Origin of the sequence: Sphingomonas sp. H160509 (assembly GCF_024124765.2) — a bacterium.
Classification (GTDB): Bacteria; Pseudomonadota; Alphaproteobacteria; order Sphingomonadales; family Sphingomonadaceae; genus Sphingomonas.
On the sequence record NZ_JAMXSR020000004.1, the window covers coordinates 123,029 to 149,947 of the forward strand.

General features: G+C 63.9%; 28 protein-coding genes and 3 pseudogenes. 10 read left to right on the forward strand and 21 right to left on the reverse strand.

All coding sequences use genetic code 11. The features are described 5' to 3' along the window. Positions 1-23: 23 nt before the first annotated feature. From NHF48_RS23755 to NHF48_RS23775, 5 genes are all read right to left on the reverse strand, one after another. A complete protein-coding gene (locus tag NHF48_RS23755) occupies positions 24-485 on the reverse strand; it encodes a DUF4126 domain-containing protein (RefSeq protein ID WP_253072842.1) in 462 nt (153 codons plus the stop codon). A 22-nt stretch (positions 486-507) separates the two neighbouring features. Then, positions 508-1,983 (reverse strand): efflux transporter outer membrane subunit, encoded by a 1,476-nt coding sequence (locus tag NHF48_RS23760; protein WP_253072748.1) that lies wholly within the window; start codon positions 1,981-1,983, stop codon positions 508-510. A 23-nt stretch (positions 1,984-2,006) separates the two neighbouring features. Beyond that, positions 2,007-2,687, reverse strand: a complete 681-nt coding sequence (locus NHF48_RS23765; RefSeq protein ID WP_253072749.1) for an HlyD family secretion protein — start codon at positions 2,685-2,687, stop codon at positions 2,007-2,009. A gap of 486 nt (positions 2,688-3,173) precedes the next feature. Beyond that, entirely contained in the window at positions 3,174-3,809 is a 636-nt protein-coding gene (locus NHF48_RS23770) for a hypothetical protein (protein ID WP_253072750.1), read from the reverse strand. After that, a complete protein-coding gene (locus NHF48_RS23775) occupies positions 3,760-4,746 on the reverse strand; it encodes an MFS transporter (RefSeq protein WP_253072751.1) in 987 nt (328 codons plus the stop codon). Before NHF48_RS23775 ends, NHF48_RS23770 begins: the two co-directional genes overlap by 50 nt. 508 nt (positions 4,747-5,254) lie before the next feature. Here NHF48_RS23775 and NHF48_RS23780 point away from each other — a divergent pair. Continuing rightward, a pseudogene (locus tag NHF48_RS23780) lies at positions 5,255-5,359 on the forward strand (IS5/IS1182 family transposase); the annotation flags it as partial. A gap of 529 nt (positions 5,360-5,888) precedes the next feature. On the opposite strand, the gene NHF48_RS23785 reads toward NHF48_RS23780, so the two are convergent. The 4 genes from NHF48_RS23785 to NHF48_RS26410 all read right to left on the reverse strand — a co-directional run bounded on the left by NHF48_RS23785 (position 5,889) and on the right by NHF48_RS26410 (position 8,557). Next, a complete protein-coding gene (locus NHF48_RS23785; RefSeq protein WP_263817163.1) occupies positions 5,889-6,494 on the reverse strand; it encodes an NADP-dependent oxidoreductase in 606 nt (201 codons plus the stop codon). A gap of 379 nt (positions 6,495-6,873) precedes the next feature. Further along, positions 6,874-7,266: a hypothetical protein gene (locus NHF48_RS23790; protein ID WP_253072752.1), complete on the reverse strand. Its 393-nt coding sequence runs from the start codon at positions 7,264-7,266 to the stop codon at positions 6,874-6,876. 474 nt (positions 7,267-7,740) lie between these two features. Beyond that, positions 7,741-8,286 (reverse strand): NADPH-dependent FMN reductase, encoded by a 546-nt coding sequence (locus NHF48_RS23795; RefSeq protein ID WP_263817170.1) that lies wholly within the window; start codon positions 8,284-8,286, stop codon positions 7,741-7,743. A 31-nt stretch (positions 8,287-8,317) separates the two neighbouring features. Further along, on the reverse strand, positions 8,318-8,557 hold the full coding sequence (locus tag NHF48_RS26410; protein ID WP_446741249.1) for a cupin domain-containing protein: 240 nt from the start codon (positions 8,555-8,557) through the stop codon (positions 8,318-8,320). Between the two features lie 909 nt (positions 8,558-9,466). Between NHF48_RS26410 and NHF48_RS23800 the strand changes: the two genes are divergently transcribed. Both NHF48_RS23800 and NHF48_RS23805 read left to right on the forward strand, forming a co-directional pair. Continuing rightward, the gene (locus tag NHF48_RS23800) at positions 9,467-9,889 is read left to right on the forward strand and encodes an Ohr family peroxiredoxin (RefSeq protein ID WP_253072754.1); all 423 of its coding nucleotides are present in this window, start codon (positions 9,467-9,469) and stop codon (positions 9,887-9,889) included. 298 nt (positions 9,890-10,187) lie between these two features. Next, complete coding sequence (locus tag NHF48_RS23805) at positions 10,188-11,087, forward strand: helix-turn-helix domain-containing protein (RefSeq protein WP_253072755.1); 900 nt, start codon at positions 10,188-10,190, stop codon at positions 11,085-11,087. Between the two features lie 202 nt (positions 11,088-11,289). Here NHF48_RS23805 and NHF48_RS23810 read toward each other — a convergent pair whose 3' ends face one another. The 3 genes from NHF48_RS23810 to NHF48_RS23820 form a co-directional block, all read right to left on the reverse strand. Then, a complete protein-coding gene (locus tag NHF48_RS23810) occupies positions 11,290-12,213 on the reverse strand; it encodes a LysR family transcriptional regulator (RefSeq protein WP_253072756.1) in 924 nt (307 codons plus the stop codon). 499 nt (positions 12,214-12,712) lie between these two features. Continuing rightward, the gene (locus tag NHF48_RS23815) at positions 12,713-13,357 is read right to left on the reverse strand and encodes a helix-turn-helix domain-containing protein (RefSeq protein WP_253072757.1); all 645 of its coding nucleotides are present in this window, start codon (positions 13,355-13,357) and stop codon (positions 12,713-12,715) included. A gap of 608 nt (positions 13,358-13,965) precedes the next feature. Continuing rightward, on the reverse strand, positions 13,966-14,442 hold the full coding sequence (locus tag NHF48_RS23820) for a helix-turn-helix domain-containing protein (RefSeq protein WP_253072758.1): 477 nt from the start codon (positions 14,440-14,442) through the stop codon (positions 13,966-13,968). A 656-nt stretch (positions 14,443-15,098) separates the two neighbouring features. Here NHF48_RS23820 and NHF48_RS23825 point away from each other — a divergent pair. The 5 genes from NHF48_RS23825 (at position 15,099) to NHF48_RS23845 (ending at position 18,350) form a co-directional block, all read left to right on the forward strand. Continuing rightward, entirely contained in the window at positions 15,099-16,040 is a 942-nt protein-coding gene (locus NHF48_RS23825) for a hypothetical protein (RefSeq protein ID WP_253072759.1), read from the forward strand. 4 nt (positions 16,041-16,044) lie between these two features. Continuing rightward, positions 16,045-16,584 (forward strand): sensor histidine kinase, encoded by a 540-nt coding sequence (locus tag NHF48_RS25610; protein ID WP_253072760.1) that lies wholly within the window; start codon positions 16,045-16,047, stop codon positions 16,582-16,584. A gap of 25 nt (positions 16,585-16,609) precedes the next feature. Next, a complete protein-coding gene (locus NHF48_RS23835; RefSeq protein ID WP_253072761.1) occupies positions 16,610-16,969 on the forward strand; it encodes a response regulator transcription factor in 360 nt (119 codons plus the stop codon). 106 nt (positions 16,970-17,075) lie between these two features. Beyond that, positions 17,076-17,708 (forward strand): response regulator transcription factor, encoded by a 633-nt coding sequence (locus tag NHF48_RS23840; protein WP_253072762.1) that lies wholly within the window; start codon positions 17,076-17,078, stop codon positions 17,706-17,708. 195 nt (positions 17,709-17,903) lie between these two features. After that, a complete protein-coding gene (locus tag NHF48_RS23845) occupies positions 17,904-18,350 on the forward strand; it encodes a low affinity iron permease family protein (protein ID WP_263817172.1) in 447 nt (148 codons plus the stop codon). Between the two features lie 251 nt (positions 18,351-18,601). On the opposite strand, the gene NHF48_RS23850 is transcribed toward NHF48_RS23845, so the two are convergent. The 9 genes from NHF48_RS23850 to NHF48_RS23890 all read right to left on the reverse strand — a co-directional run bounded on the left by NHF48_RS23850 (position 18,602) and on the right by NHF48_RS23890 (position 25,050). Continuing rightward, entirely contained in the window at positions 18,602-18,949 is a 348-nt protein-coding gene (locus tag NHF48_RS23850) for a histidine kinase dimerization/phosphoacceptor domain -containing protein (RefSeq protein ID WP_253072764.1), read from the reverse strand. A gap of 216 nt (positions 18,950-19,165) precedes the next feature. Then, positions 19,166-20,425, reverse strand: coding sequence for a 5-aminolevulinate synthase (gene hemA, locus NHF48_RS23855; RefSeq protein WP_253072843.1), 1,260 nt, complete (start codon positions 20,423-20,425; stop codon positions 19,166-19,168). Between the two features lie 116 nt (positions 20,426-20,541). Then, entirely contained in the window at positions 20,542-21,552 is a 1,011-nt protein-coding gene (gene cydB / locus NHF48_RS23860) for a cytochrome d ubiquinol oxidase subunit II (RefSeq protein ID WP_253072765.1), read from the reverse strand. Positions 21,553-21,554: 2 nt separating this feature from the next. Then, the gene (locus NHF48_RS23865; protein ID WP_263817166.1) at positions 21,555-22,085 is read right to left on the reverse strand and encodes a cytochrome ubiquinol oxidase subunit I; all 531 of its coding nucleotides are present in this window, start codon (positions 22,083-22,085) and stop codon (positions 21,555-21,557) included. After that, positions 22,067-22,903 (reverse strand): cytochrome ubiquinol oxidase subunit I, encoded by an 837-nt coding sequence (locus NHF48_RS23870; RefSeq protein ID WP_263817167.1) that lies wholly within the window; start codon positions 22,901-22,903, stop codon positions 22,067-22,069. The genes NHF48_RS23865 and NHF48_RS23870 overlap by 19 nt, the downstream gene beginning before the upstream one ends. Before the next feature lie 82 nt (positions 22,904-22,985). Continuing rightward, complete coding sequence (locus tag NHF48_RS23875; protein WP_253072766.1) at positions 22,986-23,222, reverse strand: hexameric tyrosine-coordinated heme protein; 237 nt, start codon at positions 23,220-23,222, stop codon at positions 22,986-22,988. 102 nt (positions 23,223-23,324) lie between these two features. Then, positions 23,325-23,855 carry a catalase gene (locus NHF48_RS23880; protein ID WP_274705476.1) on the reverse strand — a complete coding sequence of 177 codons (531 nt, stop codon included), beginning with the start codon at positions 23,853-23,855 and terminating at the stop codon, positions 23,325-23,327. Further along, positions 23,791-24,399 carry a catalase gene (locus NHF48_RS23885; RefSeq protein ID WP_253072767.1) on the reverse strand — a complete coding sequence of 203 codons (609 nt, stop codon included), beginning with the start codon at positions 24,397-24,399 and terminating at the stop codon, positions 23,791-23,793. Before NHF48_RS23885 ends, NHF48_RS23880 begins: the two co-directional genes overlap by 65 nt. Before the next feature lie 180 nt (positions 24,400-24,579). Continuing rightward, a complete protein-coding gene (locus NHF48_RS23890) occupies positions 24,580-25,050 on the reverse strand; it encodes an Rrf2 family transcriptional regulator (RefSeq protein WP_253072768.1) in 471 nt (156 codons plus the stop codon). Between the two features lie 221 nt (positions 25,051-25,271). Between NHF48_RS23890 and NHF48_RS26415 the strand changes: the two are divergent. Together NHF48_RS26415 and hmpA are read left to right on the forward strand one after the other, a co-directional pair. Continuing rightward, positions 25,272-25,647 (forward strand): annotated as a pseudogene (locus NHF48_RS26415) (group III truncated hemoglobin). Between the two features lie 14 nt (positions 25,648-25,661). Then, positions 25,662-26,875: pseudogene (hmpA, locus tag NHF48_RS23900) on the forward strand (NO-inducible flavohemoprotein). Positions 26,876-26,919: the final 44 nt, after the last annotated feature.

The following is a 26,919-nucleotide window of genomic DNA, read 5'->3' on the forward strand; positions in this document are numbered from 1 at the left end:
GCTGCGCGTTGGCATCAGACGGATCAGAGCAGGCCCGCCGCGCAGAGGCCAAGCAGGACCGCGATCGCGTCCTCCAGCACTGCGGCCGGAGGATCGCTCCTGAAGGACCGGGCAAGCCATTCACGCGCAAGCGCGCCGCCGTAGGTGCCGAGCGCCGCGCCGACCAAGCTGCACAGGCACCCTACGAGAATCATTCCCGAACTCGCGCCGACCGTGGCTCCTGCGAGTGACCCGGTGACCAGGCGGCCGGAGAGTTGAACGGGCACCGTTCTGCTCGGAGTCGAGGGCAGCAAATCCGTGATGAACTCGGCCAGCGCCAGCAAAGAGAGGATGCCTACGGTCCACGGGCTGGCCATGAAGCCCAGCCACGTTCCCGCCACCGGGAGCACACCAGCATAGGCGGCCCAGCTGGCCAGGGTCGGCGCGGTCATCGCACGCAGCCCCGCGACCAGACCGATCAGCAAGGACAGGAAAACGATCGTCATCGCACGCGAGCTCCTCAAAAGGTCAGGGCGTCGTTGTAGGCGTTGGCACGACGGCGCGCTTGCCCCCGACCGGCAGCGCTTGGCTGATTCCGTCACCGAGTGACGCACCAAGCGATCGCAACGGAACGCCGCCGCCAAGTGAACGGACGAGCGCGACGTCGAGGAGAAAGGCCCGTGACTCGAAGCCCGCCAGTACCCGGCGGCGGGTGAGCAGCCGGTCCTCGATCAGCAGCACGGACTGGTAGTCGGCCGCGCCCATTCGGTAGCGCAACTGAGCTAGCCGGTAGGCGCGCTCGGTGGCGACGACGGCGCCTTGAGCACCCGCTCTCGCATCGGCAAGGTGACGCTCACCTTGCACTACGTCCGCGACCTCGCGCAGCCCCTGCACGACCGCATCGTCATAGGTGGCGACCGCCGCATCGAACTCGGCACGTGCCCCGCTGTAGTTCGCGCGCCGCCGGCCGCCATCGAAGATGGGTAGGCTGAGCGCCGGCCCCGCCCCGCCAACGTCGGCGCCCGCGTTCAGGAGGTTGCCGAGACCCAGCGCGTCGAAGCCGATGAAGGCCAGGAGATTTACGCTCGGGTAGAACTGGGCGCGAGCCACCTTTATCCTACGTCCGGCCGCCTCGACACGCCAGCGTGCCGCAACCACGTCCGGCCGGCGTCCCAGCAAGTCGGCGGCAAGCGCAGCGGGCAGACCGAAGCTGCGTAGCGACGGCTTGACGGGACGTTCGATGGCCAGTCCCCGGTCTGGACCGGCACCCAGCAGAGCCGCGATGCGGTTGCGCGCGATGCCGATGGACTCGTCGGCTACGGCAAGATCCGCGCGCGCCGCAGGCGGGCCGGCCTCTGCTTGGGCCAGGTCAGATTCGGAATCGAAGCCGTGCTCCGTGCGCGCCCTGACTATCCGCAGGCTCTCACTGCGAAGATCAAGCGTGCTCTGGAGCACGTCGCGGTCCGCGTAGAGGCGGACCAAGTCTGCATAGGCCGCCGCGATCGACGCGGAGACTATCAACCTCGCCGCGGCGGCGTCCGCGGTCGCCGCCGCGGCATCCGAGCGAGCCGCTGCAAGCGTAGCCCGGTTCTTGCCCCAGAAATCCAATTCCCAGCTGAACCCGACAGTCGCGCGACCGTAGCCGCGGTAGCCGTCCCGCTGCGGGGTAACCGGAATGCCGTCCTCGCTGCTTGGCTTCGTAATCGTGACCGACGCATCCGCGTTAACGCTCGGGAGCAGGGGCGCTCCGGCCGCACCTACCGCGGCCTCGGCGCGGCGCAGGCGCGCGCTAGCCTGCGCGACCGACGGCGAGTCCTTCAGGCCTTCCTCGATCAACGCGTCGAGCTGGCCGTCGCCATAGGCGAGCCACCAGCTATCCGTGGGCCAGTCGGCGACAGGTGCTGCGAGGCTTTGGCTGCTCAAGTACGCCTGGGCTGCCTTTGGTACTGGGGCGGGGCCAAGATGGGGCGGCGACAGGCAGCCGCTCAGCAAGAGGCACGGCATCAGTAGGAGTGTGGGCAGCCGGCTCACGACCGGACGCCGCACTTGAACGATCCACCCTGGATCCACGAGAGCATGCCGCCGTGTGACCTGCCGTCGGCATGGCTCCCCAAGGCGATCCGTGGCGTCGCAGACATTCCGGTCGCTAGCCGCTCGCTAGACGGCTGGTCCCGATCCAGCAGTATGCGCACCGTAAAGCGCCGCGCGATCTTGGTGAAATTACCGGTCGCGTTGTCCGGAGGGATGACCGCGAACTCGGAACCGCTGGCGCCCTGGGTTCCCTCTACCACCCCGCAGAAGCTGGTCTCCGGCACCGCGTCGACGGCCACCTCGACCCGGTCACCCGGGCGCACGCGTGGAAGCTGCGTCTCGCGCAGGTTCGCCTCCACCCACAAGCCCTTTGTCGGGGTGATCGCCAGCAGCCGGGTCCCGGTGTTCACGAACTCGCCGAGCCGCACGTTGCGCGCTGCCACCCTGCCCTCGCGCGGCGCGACGATGGCGGTCCTGCCGAGATCGGCGCGCGCGCGGAGCAGCTTGGCCTCGGCGCTCTGCAGCTGCGCGCCGACGGCGAGAGTCTGCGCGTCGAGGACGCCGATCTGCCTGCGCGCGAAGGTCGCCTGCGCCCGGCTCTGCGCGACACCCGACACAGCGCGAACGTTTTCGGCGCGCGACGCCTCGAAGAGCTGACGGCTGATGGCGCCCCTCACCGACCAGGGCGTCCGAGCGTGCGAAGTCGGCACCCGTCTTTAACTGCGTGGCACGGGCCGCGACAACGCTCGAGTCGGCCACCTCTATCTGGGCCGCCTGGAGAGCGCGCTGCGCCGCAATCTGGCGGAGCGCCGCGTGCTGCTGCGCGACCGCCGCTTCCGCATCCGCCACTGCTGAGCGGTAATCAGTTGGGTCGATGTGCACGAGGACCTGCCCGGCCTTTACCAGTTGGTCGTTCTCCGTTTCGACGGCCGTGATGTAGCCGGGAACCTTCGGCGAGATAAAGGTGACATCGCCCTTCAGGAAGGCGTTGTCGGTGCTGATGAAGCCGGAGGACCCAGGGGTGGTGTCGTAGAGCGCGGCTACGGCTGCGGTCGCGACGCCCGCCACGAGGAACGCCACGGCGACCCTCCTAGCCGCGCCCCAGCGGCGGGGCTGCTGTTCGCCCCGCTCGTCCACCGGCTGCTGGATATCGGATTGCGCGTTCATACGATGCTCCTTCTAGGATCCGGTCGGGGCGCGATCTCGGATGGGATGCTGGGCAGGGCCCAGACGAGGACGGCTCCGAGCGCGAGCACGATGGCCGTGACGATGAAGGTGTCGGCGAACGCGAGGGCGAATGCCTGACCCGAGGCGGCGCGTCCCAACGCGGTCGTGGCGGCCGATTGTGCCGCGACAGTGTCGGCGGAGAACCGCCCAAAGGCGCCGGCTGTGGTCGCGAGACGCTGCGCGGTGGTCGGATCGGTCGCGGCCAAGCTCTCGACCAGAGACGCGGAGTGGAACTTCTCCCGCTCGACGAGCAGGTGGGAGAGCATCGCGAGACCAGTGACGATTCCGAGAACGCGCGCGAGGTTGAAGACTACCCCCACCGTCGGACCATCCTGCATCGTCGCGCCGAAGACGGCGAAGCGGAGCACCCCCACGGAGAATACGCCCATCCCTACCCCCGCGACCGCGGCCGCGGTCCGCAGCTGGTCGATCGCCCAGTCCGCCGAAAGGTCGCTGCAAAGGAGGGAGGCAAGCGCGAAGCACGCCAAGCCTGCGGAGAGCACGATGCGGGTGTCGTATCGCCTAGCGACGAGATACGCCGCGACGAGCCCGAGCGCCGTCCAAGGCGGCATGACCGTCAGCAGTCTCCCGAACTCCGCCGGCCGCAGGCTCTGGAGCCGCCCTAGATACTGCGGCACGATGAAGATCGCGAAGAGCGAGCCGAGATCGGAATACGAGCGAAAGGACTATCGCCAGGCTAAACGTCGGCCGGCGGAACACAGAGAGCATTAGGAGCGGTCGCGCCGCGCGGGCCATACCTGCGACGGCGAAGGAAACGCAGATCGCTCCTCCCAGGATCAGGCCCGGAACCCACCACGCTTCGCTCCAAAAGTGCCTCTCACCCTCCGAGAGCGCGAACAGTATCGCGCCGATGCCTACGGAGAGCAGCGCGTGGTCGGCCCAGTCTGCTTTCCGGAATGCGAGCGGGTCCCCACGTTCCGTCCTCAGGACGGAGAGCGCTGCGATGGTGTAGGGTAGCGCGGCGATCGCCTGGACCCAGAACAGCGACCGCCATCCCAACTGGTCGACGAGGAAGCCGCCGAGCAGCGCCGCGATGCCGAAAAACAGCGAGGTCGATGTCGCGAATAGCGCCATTCCCTCGAACCGTCCCGAGCCTGGCTTCAGGCTCGTCATCACGAGCAGCATGAACATCAGGGGCAGCACGCCGCCGAACGCGCCATGGGCGAAGCGGGCAACGAGCATCCAGGGGAGCGACGGCGCGCAGGCACAGGCCACGGAAGCCAGGACGAAACCGCCTCCCGCGAGCGCCATGGTGCGCCCGCGTCCGATGCCGGCCGCGAACGCAGGCGCAGCGAGGATGCCGACCACGCTGCCGACGTTCTGCATGGTGTTGACGAGAGCCGCGGAGTCAATCGGGACGGACAGGCCGCCCGAGACGTCCGCGATGGTCATGACGGTCATGACTGGGAAGACCGAGCCAAGGATGGCGCCGTAGCTCGCGGTCGCCAGGGCGGCGAGTGGCGGAGAATTTGCTGCGTTGCCCGCCATTGCTCGAAGTCCCCCTGCGCGATCCGCGAACCGGCCGTGCGCGATCCTGTTACCCCGCCCCCCGACCAAGGATTAGCCGGCGCGCGATCAACTGACTGGTGATGGCGGACGCATAATGGGTGGAGTCTGTCGCTCCCGCTCTGACCGGATAGGCGCCGACGGTCTTGTCCAGATCGAGCCGGTCTTGTTGGATCGATGCAGTTCCGCGTTCCGTCGACGCGTCGTCGGACCGCCCGCGGTGTCTCGGTGCTGCAGACGCGACGCGGGCGCGGCGGTTGCGCGGCGAACAGCGAGCCTCGTCTCAGCGCTCGACCGCAACCTTCACGGCACCGCCGGCCGGCGGCGCCAAGCCGACCAGCAGGGTCGGAATCAACTCGGAGACGGCGGGGTGGATCGGGACGGCCGAGCGCAGCTCTTCGATCAGCTGATCGGTGTTATTATGTCCAGCACCCGGTGGACCGCCTCGTCGCGGCCTGACCCAAGGAGGCGGCGCCTAAGATCCTCCTCTTGCCGGCTCAAGCACTTCCGCCGTGTCGCCAACCGTGACGACAAGCTCGCCGCAAACGTCCTCTCCGGCGTAGCCCTCGCAGCGGCCGTTTCCTTTTGGCTTTGATCGGAATGGAGACAGGGTTCCTGAAGAGGATGGAATGGCGGTCAAACGCATAAATCTGAACATCGCGGCTACCCAGCCTGACGCCGCGTGCGCCTTCTATGGCGGAGTTCTTGGCCTCGAAGTTGTTACGAAACACGGCTGGATCATGAACTTCGCCGCTTCACCTGTCGTGTTCACGCCTAAGATCAGCATCAGGAGCGAAGGGGGCTCGGGCACTTCAGCCCCCCAATTTATCAATCGAGTTGGACGATTTCGACGAAGCGCTTAGCCGTGCCAAGGTAGCAGGCTTAAATATTGAAATTGGACCGCAGTGGGAACCTGGGGGGATCCGCCGCTTCTAAATCCGCGATCCCTTTGGCAATCTCATCAACGCTCTAACCTATAGCGCGGGCAAGCCCGATTGAGTCTGGAGCCTGGAATTTTAATACTCGATGCCGCCCATGCGGAACACCCGGAGAGGCAAGCCTCCCCGAGTTCCTGATGCGGTCCCAGTCAATCGGCTCTGGCGCTCGCGAGATGGGCTCGGCGTCTACCGGGCACCCATCGTCAAGACGATCTTGCCCGCCTTGTGCGGTTCCTCGCCCTCTAGCATCCGGTGCGCGATAACGGCGTCACCGAGCGGGAGGACCGTCCCCACTTGGGTCACGAGCGCCCCATTGTCGAACATCGCCGTGAGCTCCGCGAGCGTCTCCGAACGGACGTCCACGAGCATGAAGCCGGCCTGCACTCCCCTGGCATCCGCCTGCGCTCGATCGGGCTCCGCCACGGCGGATACCAGACGTCCGCCGGACTTGATCGCCTCGAACAGGCTAATCTGACCTTCGCCCCCAACGAGGTCGACAGCGAGATCGACCTTCTCGTCGCCAAGCGCACCGCCGATGAGGACGATGTCCGCACCGAGCCTCGTCAGCTCCGCCCGCTCGTCGCGTAGCGCCGTGGCCACCACCCGAAGCCCGGCGGCCTTGGCGAGCTGGACAGCGAACCGGCCGACGTTGCCGGCGGCACCATGTACAAGGACGCTCTGCCCCTTCTGTGCGCCGCCGTGATTGAAGAGCGCTTGCCATGCCGTCACCGCGATGACCGGTGCCGATGCGGCTTCCACATGCGATAGCGCCGTGGGCTTCGCAGAGATCATGCCCGCCTTGCACAGAGCGTACTCGGCATAGCCGTCTGTGAAACGCTTGTTCGTAACGCCGTAGACCTCGTCACCTTGCCGAAACCCGGAGGAGGCGTCACCGAGGGAGGCTATCTCTCCAGAGACATCCGGAGCCGAGCGTCAGAGGAAGCGGCTGCGGTAAAACGCTCTTGCCGGATCGGATCCAACCATCCCACGGCCCGACGCCCGCGGCATGTACCTTTACCAGGACCTCGTCGGCACCCGGGGTAGGAATTGGAAGATCCTCTTCACGTATGGCGTCGGGGCCACCGAACTCATGCACCCGCATCGCCTTCATCGTACGGACTTCTGTCGAGACGCCATCTGCTGAACCCTGCTCGAACATGCTAAATCTCCTTCATTGACGTGGGATGTTGTTGATCGAGCCGCCAAGCAGGGCCACGAGTGTGACTACGACGAGCCCCGCGAACATCAACGCGATCAGCGGCTCGTCGAGCGGGGCGCAGAGCCACGCCGTAAGCGCGGCGACCGCTACGAGCATCGCCACGGCTGACAGCGTTGGCGCTATGCGACGCAGACCTTGCGAGCCACCGCGGACGGATCGATCGATGTGACGGCTGAAGCGGGATACGGCCTGGTCGGTGAAACCAATCGCGAGCATGCGCTGCTTCTCCGCAACGGACAGTTCGGCGCCTCGCAGCCTATAGAGGACCGCGAACCGCCGCAGCGCCTCGAGACGCCTGTCCGCTAACTGGTTCTGGCGTGAAAACCCGAAGAGCGCGGCGGCCACCCTTTGAACTCGGGTGGGCGTCCCAACGGATTCCAACCCATCTCGGAGGGAGAGTTCGATAACCTGGCGGTGGAGCGCCCTCTCGTCCGCCTTGCGGCGGGGGACGTCGCTCGGAGGGTCAGGGCAAAGCGAAGGGCCTGACGCGCTCGCCTCGAAGGCACTGCAATCCAGATCGAGATATGCCATTGCCGGTGCCCTTGAAGCTCTGCGGTCGACCCGCCTGTCGCATCCATTCATACCGTTGGCGCAGTCCGTGATTAGTCGCGGCGCACGCATTAGTCTGTTTCCGAGAGCGCTTGGATCCAGCCCCCCGTGACCAGGTAGATCGTTGATCAGAGGTGCCCGGAGACCCCCGTGCTCGCGATCACCGGATCGAGGGCGATCCCGGCCGCCACGCGCCTGCGATGCATAGGTCGCCGAAAAGATCGGTGTTGTCGGGTTCTGCGCTAGCGTGGGTGTCCATCGTGCGTATCCTCAATCGGCGGCGACGAAGCGGCTTGCCCAAACTGCGAACGCTTCCATGAAGTCGGTAAGGAGCGCCGCAGGAGCGGCCTCGCTCAGCGTCCCGTCTGCAGCGAAGCTCCGTTCCGCGTTGGCCAAGTAGACCTCCGGCTGCGGCATGACGGGCATGCCCATCGACATCGCGGCGAGGCGGAGGGCGTGGTTGGCCGCCATGCCTCCCATCGCGCCGGGTGATTGGCTCGCGATTGCAACCGGCTTACCTGCCAGCACGCTCTGGCCATAGGGCCGTGATGCGATGTCGAGGGCGTTCTTCAAGGCGCCGGGGATCGAGCGGTTATACTCGGGCGTCACGATAAGAACGGCCTGTGACCGTTCCAGTCTGGCGCGGAACTGTACATGCTCCTCCGGCGGCGCGTACTCGTCGTCCTGGTTGAACAGCGGAAGCTTCCCGATCGCCACCGTAGCGAGCGAGAGGCGTTGCGGAGCCGCATTGATCAGGGCGTTAGCGAGACGCGCACTAAAGCCATCTTTCCGTAAGCTTCCGATGAGAATTGGCACTTCCAAGTTGCTAGGCATTCGGGATCTCCATTTAGTTGTGCTGCCGATCAGTGGGAGTTGTGGGCCGCATCGGGTATGACGAGGTCCTTGGCGTTTGAGTTCTAGGGACGAAGACCGCCAGGAGCTTGGCGTGCTTGGTCGCGCTGACGTTGGCGCTGACCGAGTGGTGCGCGCCGGGCGGCTCTGACCAGCTCTCGCCGGCCCGATAGATCCTGACCGGCGAGCCGTTCACTGAGCTACGAACCGCGCCTTCAAGCACGTAGGCGAAGATGAAAGCGGACGGCGCATGCCGGTGGGCAGGGGACGCTCCGCCCGGGGGTAGTCCACGACGGCCGCGAGGAGCGTCTTGCCGGGGACGTTGGGTATGGCCTGGCTAAAGGCAGGAACGACGGTTTCGGTCGGAGGGGACGAGCCGGCGATCACTGCCGCGGAGGCCAGGGTCGCGATGAGTTTCAGCATTGACGGTCTCCGAGGAGGAAGATTACGGATGAACCCACGCGAGCGGTTCATCTTGTCGCTTCGCGGTGCATTTTGCCGGCTTCGGCCATCTAATACGGCGTCTGCGCTCAGGACGTTCGCCCCCGCCCGACTTATAAATTCGACATTCCGTCCATCGCCCGGCGCTGGCTGTCACCAGGACATCAAAAAAGACGCCATCGATTGACGCCGATCAGCTTGCAGCTCCGAGCGGTCCATCATTGAGCAATAAAGAAACGCCAAGGAATGCCATTGAGCGCAGCGGCGCGGCTGGCGCGCCTGTGACCTGGTCGAGGGAGGAGGAACGGTCAGCCTGTCGCGAAGTCGGATGATATCTGAACAGCTTCAGCCCACTTCCCTACGGTTCGGCGCTAGTTGTCTGGAGTAGACAACAGGCCGCGGCGCGAAGAGGAGCAACGCCGCCATCAACATAAGTTCGAGCGCGAACCCAAGCTGCGGGTCCATCCGCGACACGAACTGGAGTATCAATCCCGGCCATTCGGCCCCCGTCGAGCTTCCTTGCATGATCCGTCTCCGCAGTTGACGGCCGGTCTTACCGGAATGGCAAAGCCAGGCGGTATCCACTGCAGCTGCACATGACAGGTGCAGCATTGGTTCTAATCGGCTGGCCGGAGGAAGCGTAAACCGGAATCACCGCAGTGACGTGATCAGTCGATACTGCCGCGACCACGAGGACGAGACAATGAAGATCCTCTACAGAGCGGAGGCCACCGCGATTGGGGGCCGCGAGGGTTCAGCCGCGACCGCCGACGGGTCATTTCGCATCGGCTTCGCCACTCCCAAGGACCTGGGCGGTGACGGACGCCCGGGAAACAATCCAGAGCAGCTCTTCGCGGCCGGTTACGCCGCCTGCTTCCTTGATGCGATCAAGCGTGCGGCCGTGCAGGCTAGGACATACATCGCCGGCGATTCCAACGTCACCGTCACGGTTGGACTGATGGAGAGCGAGGGAGCTGAAGGCGTAGGGCTGACGATCTCCATCGCAGTCGATCTTCCAGGGACCGACGACGACCTCGCAAAAGCACTAATGCTCGAAGCGCACGCCACATGTCCGTACAGTCGGGCGACGCAGGGGAACGTCCCGGTCCGACTTCAGCTCGCATAGAGGCAGCACGGCGAAGAAGACATGGCCGGCGGCGGCTCCCGCGCAAAGGACGCTGCTGGGACACGGGTACTTAGAACACGCGCTAGGTTTGCTCGACGCATTTCGATCCCCGACCGGACAAGGTCGAGGCGACGACGATCTATGAAATTCGCTCATCCAGTCCGACGGCGCAATTCCTGCCAGAAGAACAGACGGTGCGTTGAATTGGCTTAGCGGATCCCACGGGATCGAAGCGATTCAGCAAGATAGGAAAAAGTGAAGCGCAACGCAGGAAAAGACGACCCGCCGGACGCGCGCAATGATCGTCGCCAACAGTTGGGGAGTATCAGCGATGTATTTTAATTCCATCATTCCGTTCGATGTCGGCTTCTCGTCGTCCAAGGTGGCGCGCGTCGACATCCTCGATAAGGCCAAAGTGATCATCGCCGTTGGAGGTCATCTCCGGACATCGGCGCATGGCGATACCCACGATCGCGCGTACTTGCTGGTCCTCCGGACCGCGGTGGCGGTGATTGGCGAGGAGCATGCCACGCAAATGCAGCCTGGACAGTGCACTATCGTGGAAGTCGATCCGGGCGCAACCTCCGTAAGCATGTCGAACACCGGTTGCCTCGCGCTGCAGTTCACGCAGTCCGCGTTAGACGCGATCTCGGATGACGCCAACGCGACCCGCATCACTGCACTTGGATTGGTTGGGGAGCCGCTGCAGGACGACTGCGTGGCCGCGATCGGCGCGGCCATGCTATCTGACATGGATGCGGCGACACCGTCGAGCCGGCTCTTCCTCACGAGCCTCGCGCTGGCGTTGCTGACGCATGTCGCCATCCGCTACGGCGGCCTCGAACCGGTGGAAAGGATCCGCAAGGGTGGGCTCGCGCCTTGGCAGGCCCAACGTGCGCAGGAGCGTATGCTCGCCGGGCTCGAAACAGATGTAGAGCTTTCCGCGGTCGCGCGTGAGTGCGGCCTGTCGACCAGTCATTTCTCTAGGGCGTTCCGGAACACTGTCGGCGAGCCGCCACATACCTGGCTGGTCAAGCGACGCCTTGAAGCCGCCAAGGAGATGATGGCCAGCCGCGATGTGGCCCTAGCGACGGTGGCACTAAGCTGTGGGTTCGCGGATCAGAGCCACTTTACGCGCGCGTTCACCCGCCAAGTGGGAACCAGCCCCGGGCAGTGGCGGCGTTGTCTGGCCCGATGACACCAGCTCAGCCCCAGCACAGTGCCAGGACTTCCGCGCCTCCCGAGGACAGTGGGACCTAGGACATCGTCGTTGCCGGCCGTTCTTCGGGTCACGACGACCATGGAACGGGGCGGCGCCACGTCGCTGCACCTAGCTGGTCAACCAAGCGCGATGCCGAAATGGACGTTCGAACGGCTGTCGTTAGCAACTCAACACCGTCTCAAGTCTCGATGCCGTGTGCCCAAGGCTGAGAAGAGAAGTGCTGCCGCAGGTGCTCAAGCAGAACCCGAACGCGCGCCGGCCGAGCACGCCCGGGCGGTGAGATGACGTTCACTGCCGCCGGCGTCACGGGCCAGTCCTTCAACACCTCCGTGAGGCGGCCATCTTGAAGCTCCTGCCAGACGTATGCCTCGGGCAGTGCGGTGATCCCCAGACCGGCGACGAGCGCTGGCACCGCTGCGACTCCGTTGTTCATGTGAACGGGGCCGTCCACGTGCACGGTCACCTCGCCGTGCTCCGGATGAGTGAAGTGCCAGGCATCGGCACCGGCAATGTGGGTGAATACGAGTGCGGGCAGGTTCGCTAGCTCGGTTGGATGCGTCGGAACCCCGTGCTTCGCGAAATAGCCCGGAGACGCCACGACAGGTACCCTGAAGGCGAACAGACGGCTGATGCGCATTGTCGAGTCGGCAACTGGACCGACCCTTAGCACGAAATCGAAGCTGTCCGAGACGAGGTCGATCCGCCTGTCGGTAAGTTCAAGGTCGATCTCGATCTCCGGGTATCGCTGCATGAACCCCGGCAGCACTGCGGCCAACTTGTCGATTCCGAACGCGGTCGTGCATCCTATGCGGATGAGCCCGCGCGGGATCGCCGCTTCCTCGAGCATCTCGGCCTCCACGGAGGCGCCGTCGGCCAAGATCCGCGTCGCGCGCTCGAGCGATTGTCGTCCGCTCTCCGTCAGGGAGAGCTTGCGAGTCGTGCGGTGAAGGAGCGTCGTGCGCATCCTTTCCTCCAGTCGTGTCACGGCCTTCGATACCGTCGTCTTCGCGAGACCAAGCTCCTCGGCTGCGTGGCTGAACGATCCACGCTCGGCGACTTTCGCGAAGATGGCCCAGGCCTCGAAGTCGGGCAGATGCGGCATGTCGGTCTCCGATCGGCAGGCTGGCAGGCCACCCGTGGTGAAGGCGAGCCGTGATACGTGTCGGCCGCTCTCACGGATGACATCACCAGGTTCTAGGCCGCGCCTGTCAGTGGCTCAAGCCGGTGCACCCTTGACGCTCACCACCGACACCGTCGGCGATCGCCTTTTGTCCAATCCCATCATGTTCGTTCCCACGGGGCCCCAGCCCGTACCACTTTGTGATGAACGCGCACGATGAAGCGTATGCTGATACGAACGTCCAAAGGGACCGTGCATGATGCAAGCCGGACGACGGGCGGCCGGCTATGGTAAATCCGCGGCCAACAGGTTTCCTCGGTCCCGGCACATGGGCGACGGAGACTTACGCCGGTTGCTGCGGACGGGCCCTAATAGGCGCTCAAGCAGCGTCTCCGCGCGCTCCCCCCTCCCGAGCGCGCGGAGACATCCGGCCGGAATCGCCGTGGCCACTCCAGCGTGGTCGGTGCGGGATTTTTGCGCCTCAGCTACCCTGCACTACCGATAGAGGCTGCGCGGCAACCCTGTATTGCCCGGGGGAGATACCGGCCGCCCGGTGAAACGCTTTGGTGAAATTTGCCTGTGACGAAAACCGGCAGGTGAGCGCGACTTGCGCCAGGGGTTCGGAGGACTCGGCGAGGAGCCTGCGGGCAAGGACCAGCCGCTGCTCGCTTACGTAGCGATGCGGCGGCAAGCCGACCGCTTTCTGGAAAGCGCGGGCGAAATGGTATCGGCTCAGGCAAGCGACCGAGGCCAGGTCGGCGACGCTAAGGTCGCCATCCGGGTTGTCCCGGACGTAGTCGAGGACCCGCTGCAACCTTGCGCCATCGAGGCCATCGGGCTTCGTGCCGGTGGCGGCGCGCTTGCGGGGCTGTCCCGAGTAGGAGTGGGCGAGATGAGCGCACAGTGCCAAAGACATAGTCTCGACGAGGAGCTTCCCGCCGGAAGTTTCCTCCCGCAGCTCGCTGAGTATCGAATTGCATAGCTGCCGGATCAGGTCATCCTCGATCCCTGCAAGATAGTGGATTGCCTCGGGCGAGAAAGGCCGGTCCCATTCTTCACGCGACAAAGTGTCGAACTGTTGCCGGGAAAGGTAGAGGTGGAAGACCTCGGGGATGTTACTGGTCATGCGTATGGAGTCTTCGTGGATCCCGATGGGGCAAAGCCAGAGAGTGCCAGGACGGGCGATTGTCTCCTGCCAGCTGCCACTACCCCGCCGCCCCACCTTGCCGCCCGCCGCACACCGCAGGGACATGGTGACTTCCATGTTCTCAGGGGGTGAACGGCGGCAGTTCGCCCGCAGGATGTGACCTGGTCTCGGCTGAGATTCCGGACCATCCCCGCCCGCCCGACGATAGAGAGAGATGCGCGCCGGGGAACTTTGCAGCACCGTGCCGGCAAATGGACGAGGTCGCATTTCCTCGACGGTTCAGCACGGGCCCGCCGCCTGCGAAGATGCCGCCCTCAACTTCTTGCACACTCGCTACCATTCATCGCTAGAACCTAGGCGCAACAGCTTTCGCGACATCTTACGGATGGAACCCAACGCTTCCATTATACTACCGTATCATTGCCGCTCGCCGCCAAGTGCGACCCGACCCGGGCAATGGCGATGCTGAAATGCTGGAAACCCGCATGACGAGCCGATTCGACCGCAGCTTCCGGACGCCCCTCGACTGAACGGGTCGCTGTATCGCACCGCCGCCAATGCAGCTGAAGTGACATCAAATGCCGCTCTCAGTGGTAGGTGCGCCGGTAGCGTCCGGGGCTCACGCCGACCACCTTCGTGAACGCTTTGGTGAAGTTCGCCTGGCCGGAGAACCGGCAGGACAGCGATATATCCACGAGCGGCACGTTCGTGTGCGCGAGCAGGTGCTTGGCATGGTCGAGCCGCCGTTCGCTCAGATACGCATGCGGCGGGCGGCCCGTCGCAAGGTGGAACGCCCTTGCGAAATGGAAGAGGCTGAAGCAGGCTGCCTCCGCCAAGTCGCTGACGCTAATGTCGTTCTCAAGGTTCTCCTCGACATATTCCAGAACGCGCTTCAGTCTGCGATCGTCAAGCAGCCCCTTCGCGCGGGCGATCGGCTGGCGCAACGGAGCGATCTCAACGTGTGAGTGGGCAAGGTTCGCAATCAGCTCGAAGGCGAGCGCGTCAATGCGCAGACCACCCGAGGAGGTCTCGCAGCAAAGCTCCTCGATCACCTGCTGGGTCACCTTGTGAACCAGTGGATCCGTAACCTGGCACTCGTATCGCATGTTCTGCGCAGAGCAGGTGAGCAGGCCCCTCGTTCCCCACCCGGATGAAGCTCTGCTGCGGTATGTAGATGTGAAGCACCTCTGGGAAGTCGTCGGAAAGACGGGTGGCCTCCTCCATTATGCCGGCAGGGCAGAGCCAGGTGGTGCCCGGCGTCGTCACGACCTCTTGGCAGATGCCGCCCGATCCCCGCGTGGAGAGCGCGTGCCGAGTATCACAAACCACCTGCGTGATCTCCGCATTCTGGGGAGTGAACGCTCCGATCTCTCCTGCCTTGTGACTGCGGAGTTCGGCTGACAGCATCGTCCACGACCTCCGCGATGATGACGCAATGAGATCGGTGTCCTTGAACTTCTCTAGACCGTGACCTTCCACGACGCTCCTCCCTGGCACTTGGCCGGCTCCCGTGCGGGCGTTCATCCGGTCCTCCGCGGAGCCTGCGCAAGCCGCGCTCCAGCCGTTATATTGCTAGGCCGTCCGGCGGTTCCCCGCCGACGCGCGCCCAAACCTGCCCGCCTGGATGGACGCGTCGGCAGCCTCCGCATATTATACGGCAGTATCATTGGCGGTGCCGTGCCGAAGGGATACGGACAGCCGGGGGACGATCGCAGGCACCATGAACAAGGTCTTCTCGAGGTGGCCGAGCCAAGCCCCGCCGCTCCAAAGGGATGCCACCAGGAATGCCGAGGTTGGCCTGCCGAGATGGGTCTTCGCCAAGCCGCAGCGAAATGGTCCGGAGAGACGCAGGGCCGGTGCAACGTATCGCCTAGCTATCCTCGCGGGTATAGGATCGACGCTTGCCGCTAGCCTGCTGCTCGGCAGCACCACCGCGGCATACGGATGGCCGGCATTCATCGCCGCGTGCTTCTCGGCCCTCGGTCTATCTGCGGCCGTCCAGATGAACCGGGCCAATTCCCGCTGCGAGGATCGTTTCGAGGCAATCTTCGAACGGGCCGGCATCTCAATGTGGCTGGAGGACTGGAGCGCGGCCGCGTCCGAAATCGAGACCATCTTACGGAGCGGCGTGCACGACATCGAAGGCTACTTCGCGACCAGGCCGGACGAGCTTCGGGCTTTGTGTGCGAAGGTGATAATTAAGGATGTTAACTCCTTCACCGTCGAGGAGGCTGGCGTCGGGAGCAAGGACGTCTTCCTCGGACCACTCGACCGGCTACTCCCGGAGACGGATCAGACCTTCGTGCAGTGGCTGGTCGCCATCGCGAGAGGTGACCGCTATTTCCGCTCCGAAGCGCACATCAGCACACCCGACGGGTCCGAGGCCGACGTGCTGTTCACGGCGGCGCTCCCAATTGACGTCGCGGGGTTCTCGACCGTGCTCGTGACCTCGCTCGATATCACCAACTACAAGAGGGAGCAGACCAAGCTGCTCGGCGCGGACGCGGAGATCGCGAGAGCCTCCCGCGCCTCCACGGTCGGCGCGCTCAGCGCATCGATCGCGCACGAGGTCAACTCGCCCCCTCGCCGCGGTCGTCGCGAATGCCCAGGCGGCTCGGCGCTGGCTGCAGCGGCCTTTACCCGAAGTTACCGAAGCGCTTGATGCAGTGTCGGCGATCATCGCCGACGCTACACGCGCGAAAGATGTCGTCGCGCGAACACGTTCCTTCGTCAGCAACGCCCCGAAAACATTCGCCCCGCTCGATCTGGTCGTCGCGGCACGAGAGGCGAACATGCTTGTCGAACGCGATCTGCGAAGCAGCGGCGCGACCGTAAGCCTTCTAGCCGAGTCCGACCTTCCGCTAGCCTGCGGTGACATGGTTCAGATCCAGCAGGTCTTCACCAACCTCCTGCTCAACGCTGCGCAGGCGATGGCGGGCAAGGACTGCGCGAAGGAGATCACCGTGTCGTTCAGGTCCGACGGACAGAACATACGGGTCGACGTCATCGATGAGGGGCCGGGGATAAGTGCGACGCAGCTCGAACGCGTATTCGATCCCTTCTACACCACCAGGGATGGCGGGATCGGCATGGGGCTTGCCATCTGTCGCAACTGCATCGACGCCCAGGGCGGCAACATCTGGGCCACGAGCAACCACTCAGGCGGTGCAACATTCCATTTTACGCTGCCGATCCACAATGACTAAAACGAACACTGGCGGCTTCTCACGCGTGATCGCCGTCGTCGACGACGATGAGCCGATCCGATCAGCATTGGCGCGCCTGTTGAGAACGATCGGATACGAAGCACGCCTCTATGCGAGCGCAGAGACACTGCTGGCCGAACTCCCACGCTCGTCACCGTCCTGCGTGCTTACGGACATCCAGATGCCCGGGATGAACGGCCTGGAACTCGCGAGGGAGCTCAGCAGGCTTGCACCGGCTCTGCCGGTCCTCGTGATGACGGCTTATCCGAGTCTCGCCAGTCGGGAATTGGCATTGGCGGCGGGCGCCACCGAGTATCTCACTAAACCGCTCGATGACCTGCTGCTCGAAGACTGGCTGCGGGAAGCGGTTGGTCCCCCGGTCTGATCCAGATTGCCGCAGAATTGTGCAAGACGCGCCTAATCCTTTCAAGTTATGCTTTCTTCCATGGGGACCGGATACGGCGTAAACGCACGGTGGGAGGCCGCCAAGAATGAAGGAAGGGGCTGCCGGCCTCGTTCACGTCGTCGAAGACGACAAGGCGCTGCGTGCAGCGCTCGTGCGCTTGATTCGGTCAGACGGACTCGAGGCGGTTGGACATGCCGACGCCATGGGCCTCGACGATAATTTGGGAGCCTATCGTCCGTCATGCATCCTGCTCGACATCAGACTTGACGGTGAGAGCGGGCTGAACGTGCAGGCGGCGCTTCGCGAGCGTGGAAGTACAACGCCGATCATTTTCCTGACGGGCTTCGGAACGATCCCGATGACGGTACAGGCGATGCGTGCCGGCGCCGTCGAATTCCTCACCAAGCCGGTAGATGACGACGTCCTGCTGGATGCGGTTCGGCGCGCGCTGGAAATGGATGCCTCTGCGGTGGAGCGTCAACACGCGGAGGGGGATCTCGCAGATCGGCTCATGAGTCTGACGGACCGTGAGCGCGAGGTGATGGCGCTCGCCATCGGAGGCCTCATGAACAAGCAGATCGCAGGCGAGCTGGGGACAACCGAGATCACAGCCAAGGTCCACAAGCGACGGATGATGACCAAGATGCGGGCGAGATCCCTCCCCGATCTGGTAAGGATGGCAGAAACGCTGGGCATGCAGGCGGCACGATCCCGCTAGCCGGAACCGAGGCAGAGCAACTCGGACAACCTAAGCCACTGTTTCAAAAATTTCGGTCGGCGTCGGGCGGGTCCCCCTCCGGCCCGAAGTGGAAAAACGCGACGTCGATCGCTCACTTCCAGAACAAGCGCGGCGGGATCGTCAAAGGCCGCGGCCGCGGCAGAGTCTATGCATCAGATCTGGGAGAAGATTATCATGCGAGATCCAGCGGTCAGAAACGGGGTGGCAGCCAGGTCCGAACGCGCGTTCACCGCGGCGGCTGCCCGGATAGCCAACGCCGCTGGCCAACCCGGGAGCTTCCTCGCCGCGGTCGGCGCGATCGCCACCTGGGGCGCTACGGGACCACTGTTCAGGTTTTCCGACACATGGCAGCTAGTAGTGAACACGGCTACGACGATCATCACGTTCCTGATGGTGTTCCTCATTCAGAATTCGCAAAATCGCGACGCAGCCGCCATTCAGGCGAAGCTCGACGAGCTGATCCGGGCGACCAAGGACGCCCGGAACCAGTTCATCGGCATCGAGCACCTTGCCGACCATGAGATTGAGGACGTCAGGCGGCTCCTGGAACGCGACTTCGCAGGTGCGATCCCGGAATTGTCCCCGCAGGAGGCCATCCGTCGGCTACAGGATCGGCTCTGAATTCCGCGGCCAGACGATCCCAACCGTGTAGTCCGCTTCCGCGCAAACGGTCAATTGCCCTCCCAGCATGGTGACAAGCCGTGAGACGACCCTCGGGGCGGTAGCCGGACCGAAGCGGACACCGCCGCATCCGGTACTCACGATCCGCACTTCGACGGCGTCCGTCCCGGTGATTATGCTCGCTCGCACCACCAGTGGACGGGTGGGATCAGCATGCTTCAGGGCGTTGGTCATGAGTTCCGCCAGCAAAGTCATGCGACGACGCGCGCGGTCGGCATATCGAGCTCCGATCCGAGGACGCTGAAGGTGAGCGACGCGTCCGTGCGCCCGAACGAGGTTGTGAGGCATCGCCAGATCTGCCGGGAATCGTCAGCGAGGTTCCCCGACGAGCCCAGCGCCAACCGACGGTGGAATTCGCCCATGGCCGAAATCCGGTCCTGCAGCGACTCCAACAACGCCCGACGCGACGCAGGTGCCTGCTCGCGACCAACACCACTGGCCATTGCCGCGATGACCTGGAGACTGTTGAGGAAGCGGTGATGAAGCTCCTCGAACAGCACATCCTGCGCTTCACAAGCCGATTGAGCCGCCTTGACCATGCCCATCCTCCTCACTGTAGGAGTGCCTGTCCAAGGGGGTGGCCGTCTTGCCGGACATGATCACGGATTGGACATCACGCCTATAGCACTCGATGGTTCGACGTTTTCGAGCGCGGTTCCAGTTTTCTCGTGCTTTGGTAGCGTAGGGCGTCGGCTCATGTTCAGTATCAGAAACTAGACTTCCGTAGCAGTGGCCTGCTTCCACTACGACCGTGGTCAAGCTGCCTTTCGCAGCTCCAGACTTTGCCAGATCCCGACCAGCGCTTCGATCAGTTCGCGCATCATCGCGACTGTGTGCGCCGGCCCCGGCGTGAAGCGTAGCCGCTCAGTGCCGCGAGGCACCGTCGGGTAGTTTATCGGCTGGACGTAGACGCCGTGTTCGGCGAGCAGGATATCGCTGATTTTCTTGGCTTCGACCGGATCGCCAACCAGCAGGGGCACGATGTGAGTCTCGCCGAGCATCACCGGCAACCCAGCTTCGCGCATCATTCCCTTAAGCATGGCGGCAGCCGCTTGCTGACCCTCTCGCTCAACGCTGGAGGCTTTCAGGTGTCGCACGCTCGCAAGCACGCCGGCGACCAGCACCGGCGACAGCGATGTCGTGAAGATGAACCCCGGCGCATAGGAGCGGATGACATCGACGATCATCCGGTCGGCCGCGATATAGCCGCCCATCACGCCGAACGCCTTACCCAGCGTGCCTTCGATGATCGTGATTCGGTCCGCGACACCGTCACGTTCGGTAATCCCGCCGCCGCGCGGGCCGTACATGCCCACCGCATGAACCTCATCGCAATAGGTCAGCGCGTTATAGCGATCTGCCAGGTCGCAGATCGCGGCGATCGGCGCCACGTCGCCCTCCATCGAATAGACGCTCTCGAACGCGAGCAGCTTTGGAGAAGCTGGATCCTCAGCGGCGAGCAATTCTTCGAGATGGGCCAGGTCGTTGTGTCGGAAAATGCGCTTCTCGCAGCCTGAATTACGGATGCCGGCGATCATCGAGGCGTGGTTGAGTTCATCTGAGAAGATCACACATCCCGGCAGCACGTTCGCGACCGTCGCCAGTGTCGCCTCGTTGGAGATGTATCCGCTGGTGAATAGGAGCGCCGCTTCCTTGCCATGCAGGTCAGCGAGTTCATGCTCGAGATCGACATGATAATGCGTGTTGCCGCCGATGTTGCGCGTGCCGCCAGACCCGGCACCGACGTCGTGCAACGCCTTCTCCATCGCCGCGATCACCTTGGGATGCTGCCCCATCGCGAGATAGTCGTTGGAGCACCAGACGGTGATCGGCTTTGGGCCATTGTGTCCGGCGAAGCAGCGCGCGTTTGGGAAGTCGCCCTTATTGCGCAGCACGTCGATGAACACGCGGTAGCGGCCTTCGGTATGAAGCCGTTCGATCGCCTGGGCGAACACGCGCGAGTAGTCACCTGCCCTTTTGAAGGTCGGCGGGTTCGAGGCGGCTGCCTCCGCCATCCCTCCAAGGAACCGTTGGTTCAAAGCCTCGCCTAGAGCACGATCCTTGGAAACGATCGGGACAAGCAATGCTTCCTCCTTTCCTGTCCGGGCGGGCTGGATCGCCGGCGCGCCGGTCAATGGTATCCAATCCCCGCCTGCAGCTTCCCGCGGAAGACCCAGTATGACCAAGCCGTGTAGAAGAGGATGACGGGGAGCAGGAGAAGTGTCCCGACGAGCAGGAAGGCTTGGGTGTCTGGCGACGAACTGGCCTGCCACAGCGAGTAGTGGTGCGGGACGATCATCGGCCACAGGCTGATGGCGATACCGAGATAGGAAACGAGGAAGAGCCCCATGCCAGCGATGAACATGCGCTGGTCGCCACCGCGTCCCTCCGTCGCGGTCCAGCCGAGATAGGCGATAAGACCGGTTGCCACTGGGATCGGGGATAGTGCGAGCAGATTGGGCCACGCCATCCATCGCCGCATGATGTCTGCGTCGGCCAGCGGCGTCCACACGCTCACCAGCACGACGGCCGCGAGGGTGCCGAAAAGCGCGATGCGACCCATCCTCCTCGCCCAGGTCTGAAGCTCGCCTTCCGTCTTTATGACGAGCCAGCCGGCACCGAGCAGCGCATAGCCGAACATCAACGCGATCCCCGTGGTGGCGGAGAACGGCGTGAGCCAGTCCCACGAGCTGCCGGCAAAGTCGCGGCCGCGTACGGCGAAACCTTGGATGAAAGCCCCGAGTACAGCACCCTGCGCGAAGGTCGCGACAGCGGAACCGTAGCAGAAGCCCTTCGCCCAGAAGCGCGAGATCCACGGTTGCTTGAAGCGAAACTCGAAAGCGACCCCACGAAAAACTAGGGCCAGCAGCATCATCAGCACAGGAAAGTAAACCGCGGGTATGATGATCGCGAAGGCGAGCGGGAACACCGACAACAGCGCGACACCGCCGAGGATGAGCCATGTCTCGTTGCCGTCCCAGACCGGCGCGATGGCGTTCATAACCATCGGCCTCTCCTGCTCATTCGCAAAGGCGTAAAGAATGCCGACGCCAAGGTCGAAGCCGTCGAGCAGCACGTACAGGAAGACACTCAGCGCGATGATGACCGTCCAGATCATCACGAGGTCGAGGAGACCGCCCATGCTCAGCGTTCCTTCTGACTGTCGAGCGCGACGCTAAACGGCGCCTCGTGCTGCAGGCCCTCGACCGGCTTATCGGGCAGTTCCTCGGCGACAGGTCCTCTCCTCACGATACCCGCCATGACGGCGATGCCTGCCGGAAACATCAGGAGGTAGACCCCCATGTAGGCAAGCAGCGACCAAAGCACGTCGGGTCCGGTCAGCGACGGCGACACGGAATGTGCGGTCCGCATGAGCCCGTAAACAGTCCACGGCTGCCGCCCGACCTCGGTTGTCGTCCACCCGGCAATCACGGCGACGAAGCCGAGAGGTGCAGTCCACTCGCAGATCTTAAGGAACCAGGCCGTGTCGTAAAGCCTCCGGCGAGCGCGCAGGAACCAGGCGATCAGGACGACGCAGAGCATGACCATTCCGACGCCGACCATGATGCGGAACGCGAAGAAGACTGGCCATACCGGAGGACGCTGGTCGGCCGGGAAGGACTTCAGACCTTTGATCTCGCCGTCCAACGAGTGGGTCAGGATGAGGCTGCCCATGGCCGGGACCTCGAGCGCGTAGCGGGTTCCCTCTCAGCGGACTGGTCGGGCCAGGCGAAGACGGTCAGGGGCACCCGGGTCCCCGTCTCCCAGCGCCCTTCGATTGCCGCGAGCTTGGCGGGCTGATGCTCGCGCGTGTTGAGGCCGTGCATGTCGCCGAGGACGATCTGCGCGGGCACGAAAACGGTCAGGAAGCCGAGCGCCATCCGCATCATGCGCCGTCCATCGGCGACGTGTTCCCCGCGCCTGATCACATAGGCGGCGACCCCGAGCACGACGAAGGCGGTGGTGACGTAGAAGGCGCTGACGTTGTGGGCGAGCCGATAGGGGAAAGAAGGATTGAATATGATGCGCATCCAGTCGACCGGGAAGAAACGGCCGTCGCGGATCACGTAGCCTGCAGGTGTCTGCATCCAGCTGTTCACCGACAGGATCCAGAACGAGGAGAACAGGGTTCCGACCGCCACCATGCAGGCGGCGAAGAAGTGCATCCCGCGGGGTACAAGCGTCCTCCCGAAGAGCAGCACACCGAGGAAAGTCGCCTCCAGGAAGAACGCCATCAAATCCTCGTATGCGAGCATCGGCGAGATGACGTTGGCGGCGGCATCCGAGAAACGCGACCAGTTGGTGCCGAACTGGAAGGGCATGATGATGCCGGAGACGACCCCCATCGCGAAGGAGACCGCGAAGATCCGCGTCCAGAACCGCGAGATCCGCAGCCATGCCGGATCCCGGGTAAAGTAGTGCAGCCCCTTCCAGAACGGCGATGTACGAGGCCAGACCGACGGTGAAGGCAGGCAACAGTATGTGCCAGCCAATCACCCACGCCCACTGGATACGGGAAAGGAGGAGCGGATCGAGATGCATGTCCGAGATCGCCTGAATGAGTGAGGATCGGGCTCAGCCGGCAATCGTCAGCCAGTACCCGTTCGCCACGGCGATGGTCCGAAAGTTTGTCGCGACCACCTGCGACGAGGATATCAGTGCGTCGGCGTCGTTCTCGTAGATCGTGCGAAGGTGGTTCCGCATCGCCTCGTCAGGCTGTGTCTTCTTCACCGCCAGCCGCGACAGCTTCAAGGCGAGCTCGAAGCCTAGTTCGGGGGTGTCGGTCCTTAGGGTGGGAAGGTAGCTGGACATCGCGATATCCTCGATCTGTGCCGCCCGGCGTAGCGTCCGATGCAGGCTAGGAGGGCTGGAGCGGTGGATGAGTGGGGCTGCGTTCGCTTCGCTGCGGCGGAACTACTGCCGCTCATGGAAAGATAGCGGATAGGCGGCGTTCCGGATGGTCAGCATCGGATCCGCGATCGCGATCCCCGCAGGCGTGCTTCCCGGCAGGAACGCGAGGGACTTGTCCGCGAGGGCCGTCTGCGGACCGACCCGGTCGATCGTCACGACACCGAGCTTCACGAGTCTGCGGCTTTCGGGCCACGCGATCGAGGGATCCTCGATCACGTCGACGGCCGCCGCCATCTGCGCGTACCATCCGAACCGGATCGGACCACGCGCGACCCGCTCGACGATCTCGCCCGCCAGGTAATCCGGCGACCGCTTCGCGACGTCGGCGGCAGTAAGGTAGTGATTGCCCGCCTCCGGCACGAACCTGTATCTGACAAAGTGGCTGTGCTGGGACGCGTCCGTTAACGCGAACGAGTTGACCCCAAAATAAGACGTGGTGCCCCAGCTGGCCGGGGAGCGTCCTGCGTCGTCAGGAAGCGCTTCGCCACCGGGTGTGATCCCTAGGGAAACGGTCGAGGGCGGTAGGCTTCGCAGCGTCCTTCCCGCTTGCGCCGATGGCCTCGAGTAACTCGCCGAACTCGCTCGCGGTGGAGACGGGGAACCCGTTGAAGCTGTGGTTCACGACGTCGTAGTTGCTGCCGTCCGGTAGGAGGAACTTGATCGCAAAACCTCGGGGGGAGGCATCGCCGGCGGTATCAGGTATTGTCGGCAGGCCTGTAAAATTAGAGAATCGCACGATCACCGGGACCGCCTCGCGAAACAGAAAGGCATGACTGAGCGCCCGCGCCTCGACCGTTGGCTGAAATGAGCCGAGGAGAATCGTGCCCTTTGAGTGGACGGCTCGCGCCCCGTGGGCGCCGAACGCCGCGTGGAGATCCTGGATGAGGTGACCCGGCGTCCGCTCGCTTAGCTGCTCGGGATCGCCGACACTCTTGCCATCGGTCGAGGAGACGGGATGCACCCCCGCAGAAAGCGTCGACTGCGCGCGAAGCGGACCTGAAGCCACTCCGAGGAGCAGGGCCACTGCCACGAATTTGCGGCACGCTCGGAAGCGGCACACTTGGAACTCGCTGCGCATTTATTTGACCTCCCGGGACGGCACTGCGGAGGGCGGCGCCGCACGACCCGGTTCCAGAGGTATGCGGCGGCACGTCGAAGTTCTTGATGGAAACCGGCATCGCTTGTCGCACTCTGCGCGAACCGCAAAGCGCGGTGCCGTCGAGCGTCATGCCTCTCAGACGTCTCAACCTGGGTCCGTCTAATCCTGCGCGGCCTCCTCGGTCACGTGGGCGATCGTCTCTTTCAGCGGCTCGAAGGTCCCAAAGATCCTACGCAAATCGACCCGCCGAATAAGGATGTCCTCGATGGAGTACTTGTCCAGGACGGCAAGGAACGCCTCGGTCGCTTCGCGAAGAACGCGCGGCATCGTGCAGGCCGGCGCGATGATGCATGAACCACAGTCCACCATCTCAAACCCCTGCTCAGTATGGCGGACCACGTCGCCTATGCGAATGTCGTCTGCCGGACGGCCGAGCTTCAGACCGCCATTCCGTCCGCGGACGGTCGTGAGGAAGCCGGCTTGGCCGAGGTCCTGCACGACCTTCATCAGGTGGTTCCTAGAGATGTTATAGGTGTGGGCGATCTCCGCGATCGACGAAAGTCCGTCTTCTCGGGCGCCGACGTGGAGAAGCACCCTGATCGCGTAGTCGGTGTAGCGCGTCAGCTGCACAGGATCCCTCTCCCTTCGGTTCCGCCGCGCCCCCCGCCAGACCGCCACCTCCCAGAAGCACGGAGGTCGGCAGGTCACCGGACGAAAGGCAGCCACCCATATCTAGGATTAAGATGTCCGGGGCACAACACAAATGATGCATAGCGATTGCATCTTTTGCTACCGAAGAATAGATGCACCGCAGATGCATGATTCGGGAGTTAGATACGGTGGCTCGGGAGATGGTTGATGAAGGTGAGATCCCACCCCTCGTCGACAGATTCTACGCACGGGTCCGGTCGGACGACCTGCTGGGTCCCATTTTCGCGGGCGCGGTCGGCGACTGGCCGGAGCACCTGTCGCGCCTCTGCGACTTCTGGTCGTCGGTCATGCTCACCAGCGGTCGCTACAAGGGCAGTCCGGTTTCTACGCACCTGCGCCATTCCCTCTGTAATGACCCCAACCACCTTCGAACGGTGGCTGGCCCTGTGGCGCATAACGACCGCGGAGATGCTGGAAGCCGACGTCGCCGCGGCGATGCAGGCCAAGGCCGAACGGATCGCGGACAGCCTTCAGCTGGCGATCATCCATCGCCCCCCGAACCAATTGACCCATTGAAAGAGGAGAAGACCATGACGAAACCGCTTAGCAGCAGGACCATCGAACTCGTGAAGGCAACGGTGCCCGCGTTGGAGAAGCACGGCGCGACGATTACGAACGTGATGTACGGTCGGCTATTCAAAGATGACCACGTCCGGGCGCTCTTCAATCACGCCAACCAGGGTGAAGGCGGCGGACAGGTCCACGCCCTTGCGGCAGCGGTCCTGGCCTATGCCCGCAACATCGACAATCTCGGGGTACTAGGCCCAGTCGTGGAACGGATTGCGCATAAGCACATCGGGTATAACATCCTTCCCGAGCACTATCCTTACGTCGCGACGGCGCTTCTCGACGCGATCGAGGAGGTGCTGGGTGATCTGGCGACGCCTGACATCCTTGCGGCATGGGGCGAGGCATACTGGTTCCTCGCTGAGGTGCTGAAGTCGCGAGAGGTCTTGCTCAGGGATGATATAGGGGCGCTGAAGGGTGGCTGGAGCGGGTGGCGCCGGCTGCGTGTCGTTGACAAGGTCCGCGAGAGTTCGCTGATCACATCGTTCATCCTACGCCCGGAGGACGGGGGCCCGTCATGCGGCACCGGGCTGGCCAGTATCTCACCTTTAGGTTCGACGCCCCGAATCAACCTGGCCTGAAGCGGAACTACTCGATCTCCAGCGCGCCAGGAGCGGACCATTACCGGATCTCTGTCAAGCGAGAGGATTTGGGGAACGGCGGTTCGCGCTATCTCCACGACGACCTCGCGGTCGAGGACGTGATCGAGGCAACGCCACCGTCTGGCGACTTCTTCCTCGCTGAACGTCCTTCGCGACCGGTGGTCCTGCTCTCGGGCGGAGTCGGGCTTACGCCAATGGTCAGCATGGTCGAAGCGATCGCGGCCGAACACCCTGGCGTCGATGCCTACTACGTCCACGCAACCGCGAGCAGCGCCACACATGCCATGGACGCGCACGTCCGTTCGCTGGCCGACCGCCACGGCGGGATCAGGGTAGCGACGTTCTATAGCGAGCCCGAGCCGGGCGACGTCGCAGGGGAAACCCACGACGCCGACGGGTTTGTAACTGTGGACTGGCTCCAGCGTAACACTCCGCTCCGCTCCGCCGACATCTACCTCTGCGGCCCGAAGGGCTTCCTGCAGACCTTCGTCAGCGGACTCGCTGGTGCAGGCGTCCCTGCCGACCGCATCCACTACGAGTTCTTCGGCCCCGCCGACGAACTGCTCGCTGCCTGATCAACGGATAACGACGCTTTAGTGGCGAAGCCAACGGCAGCAGA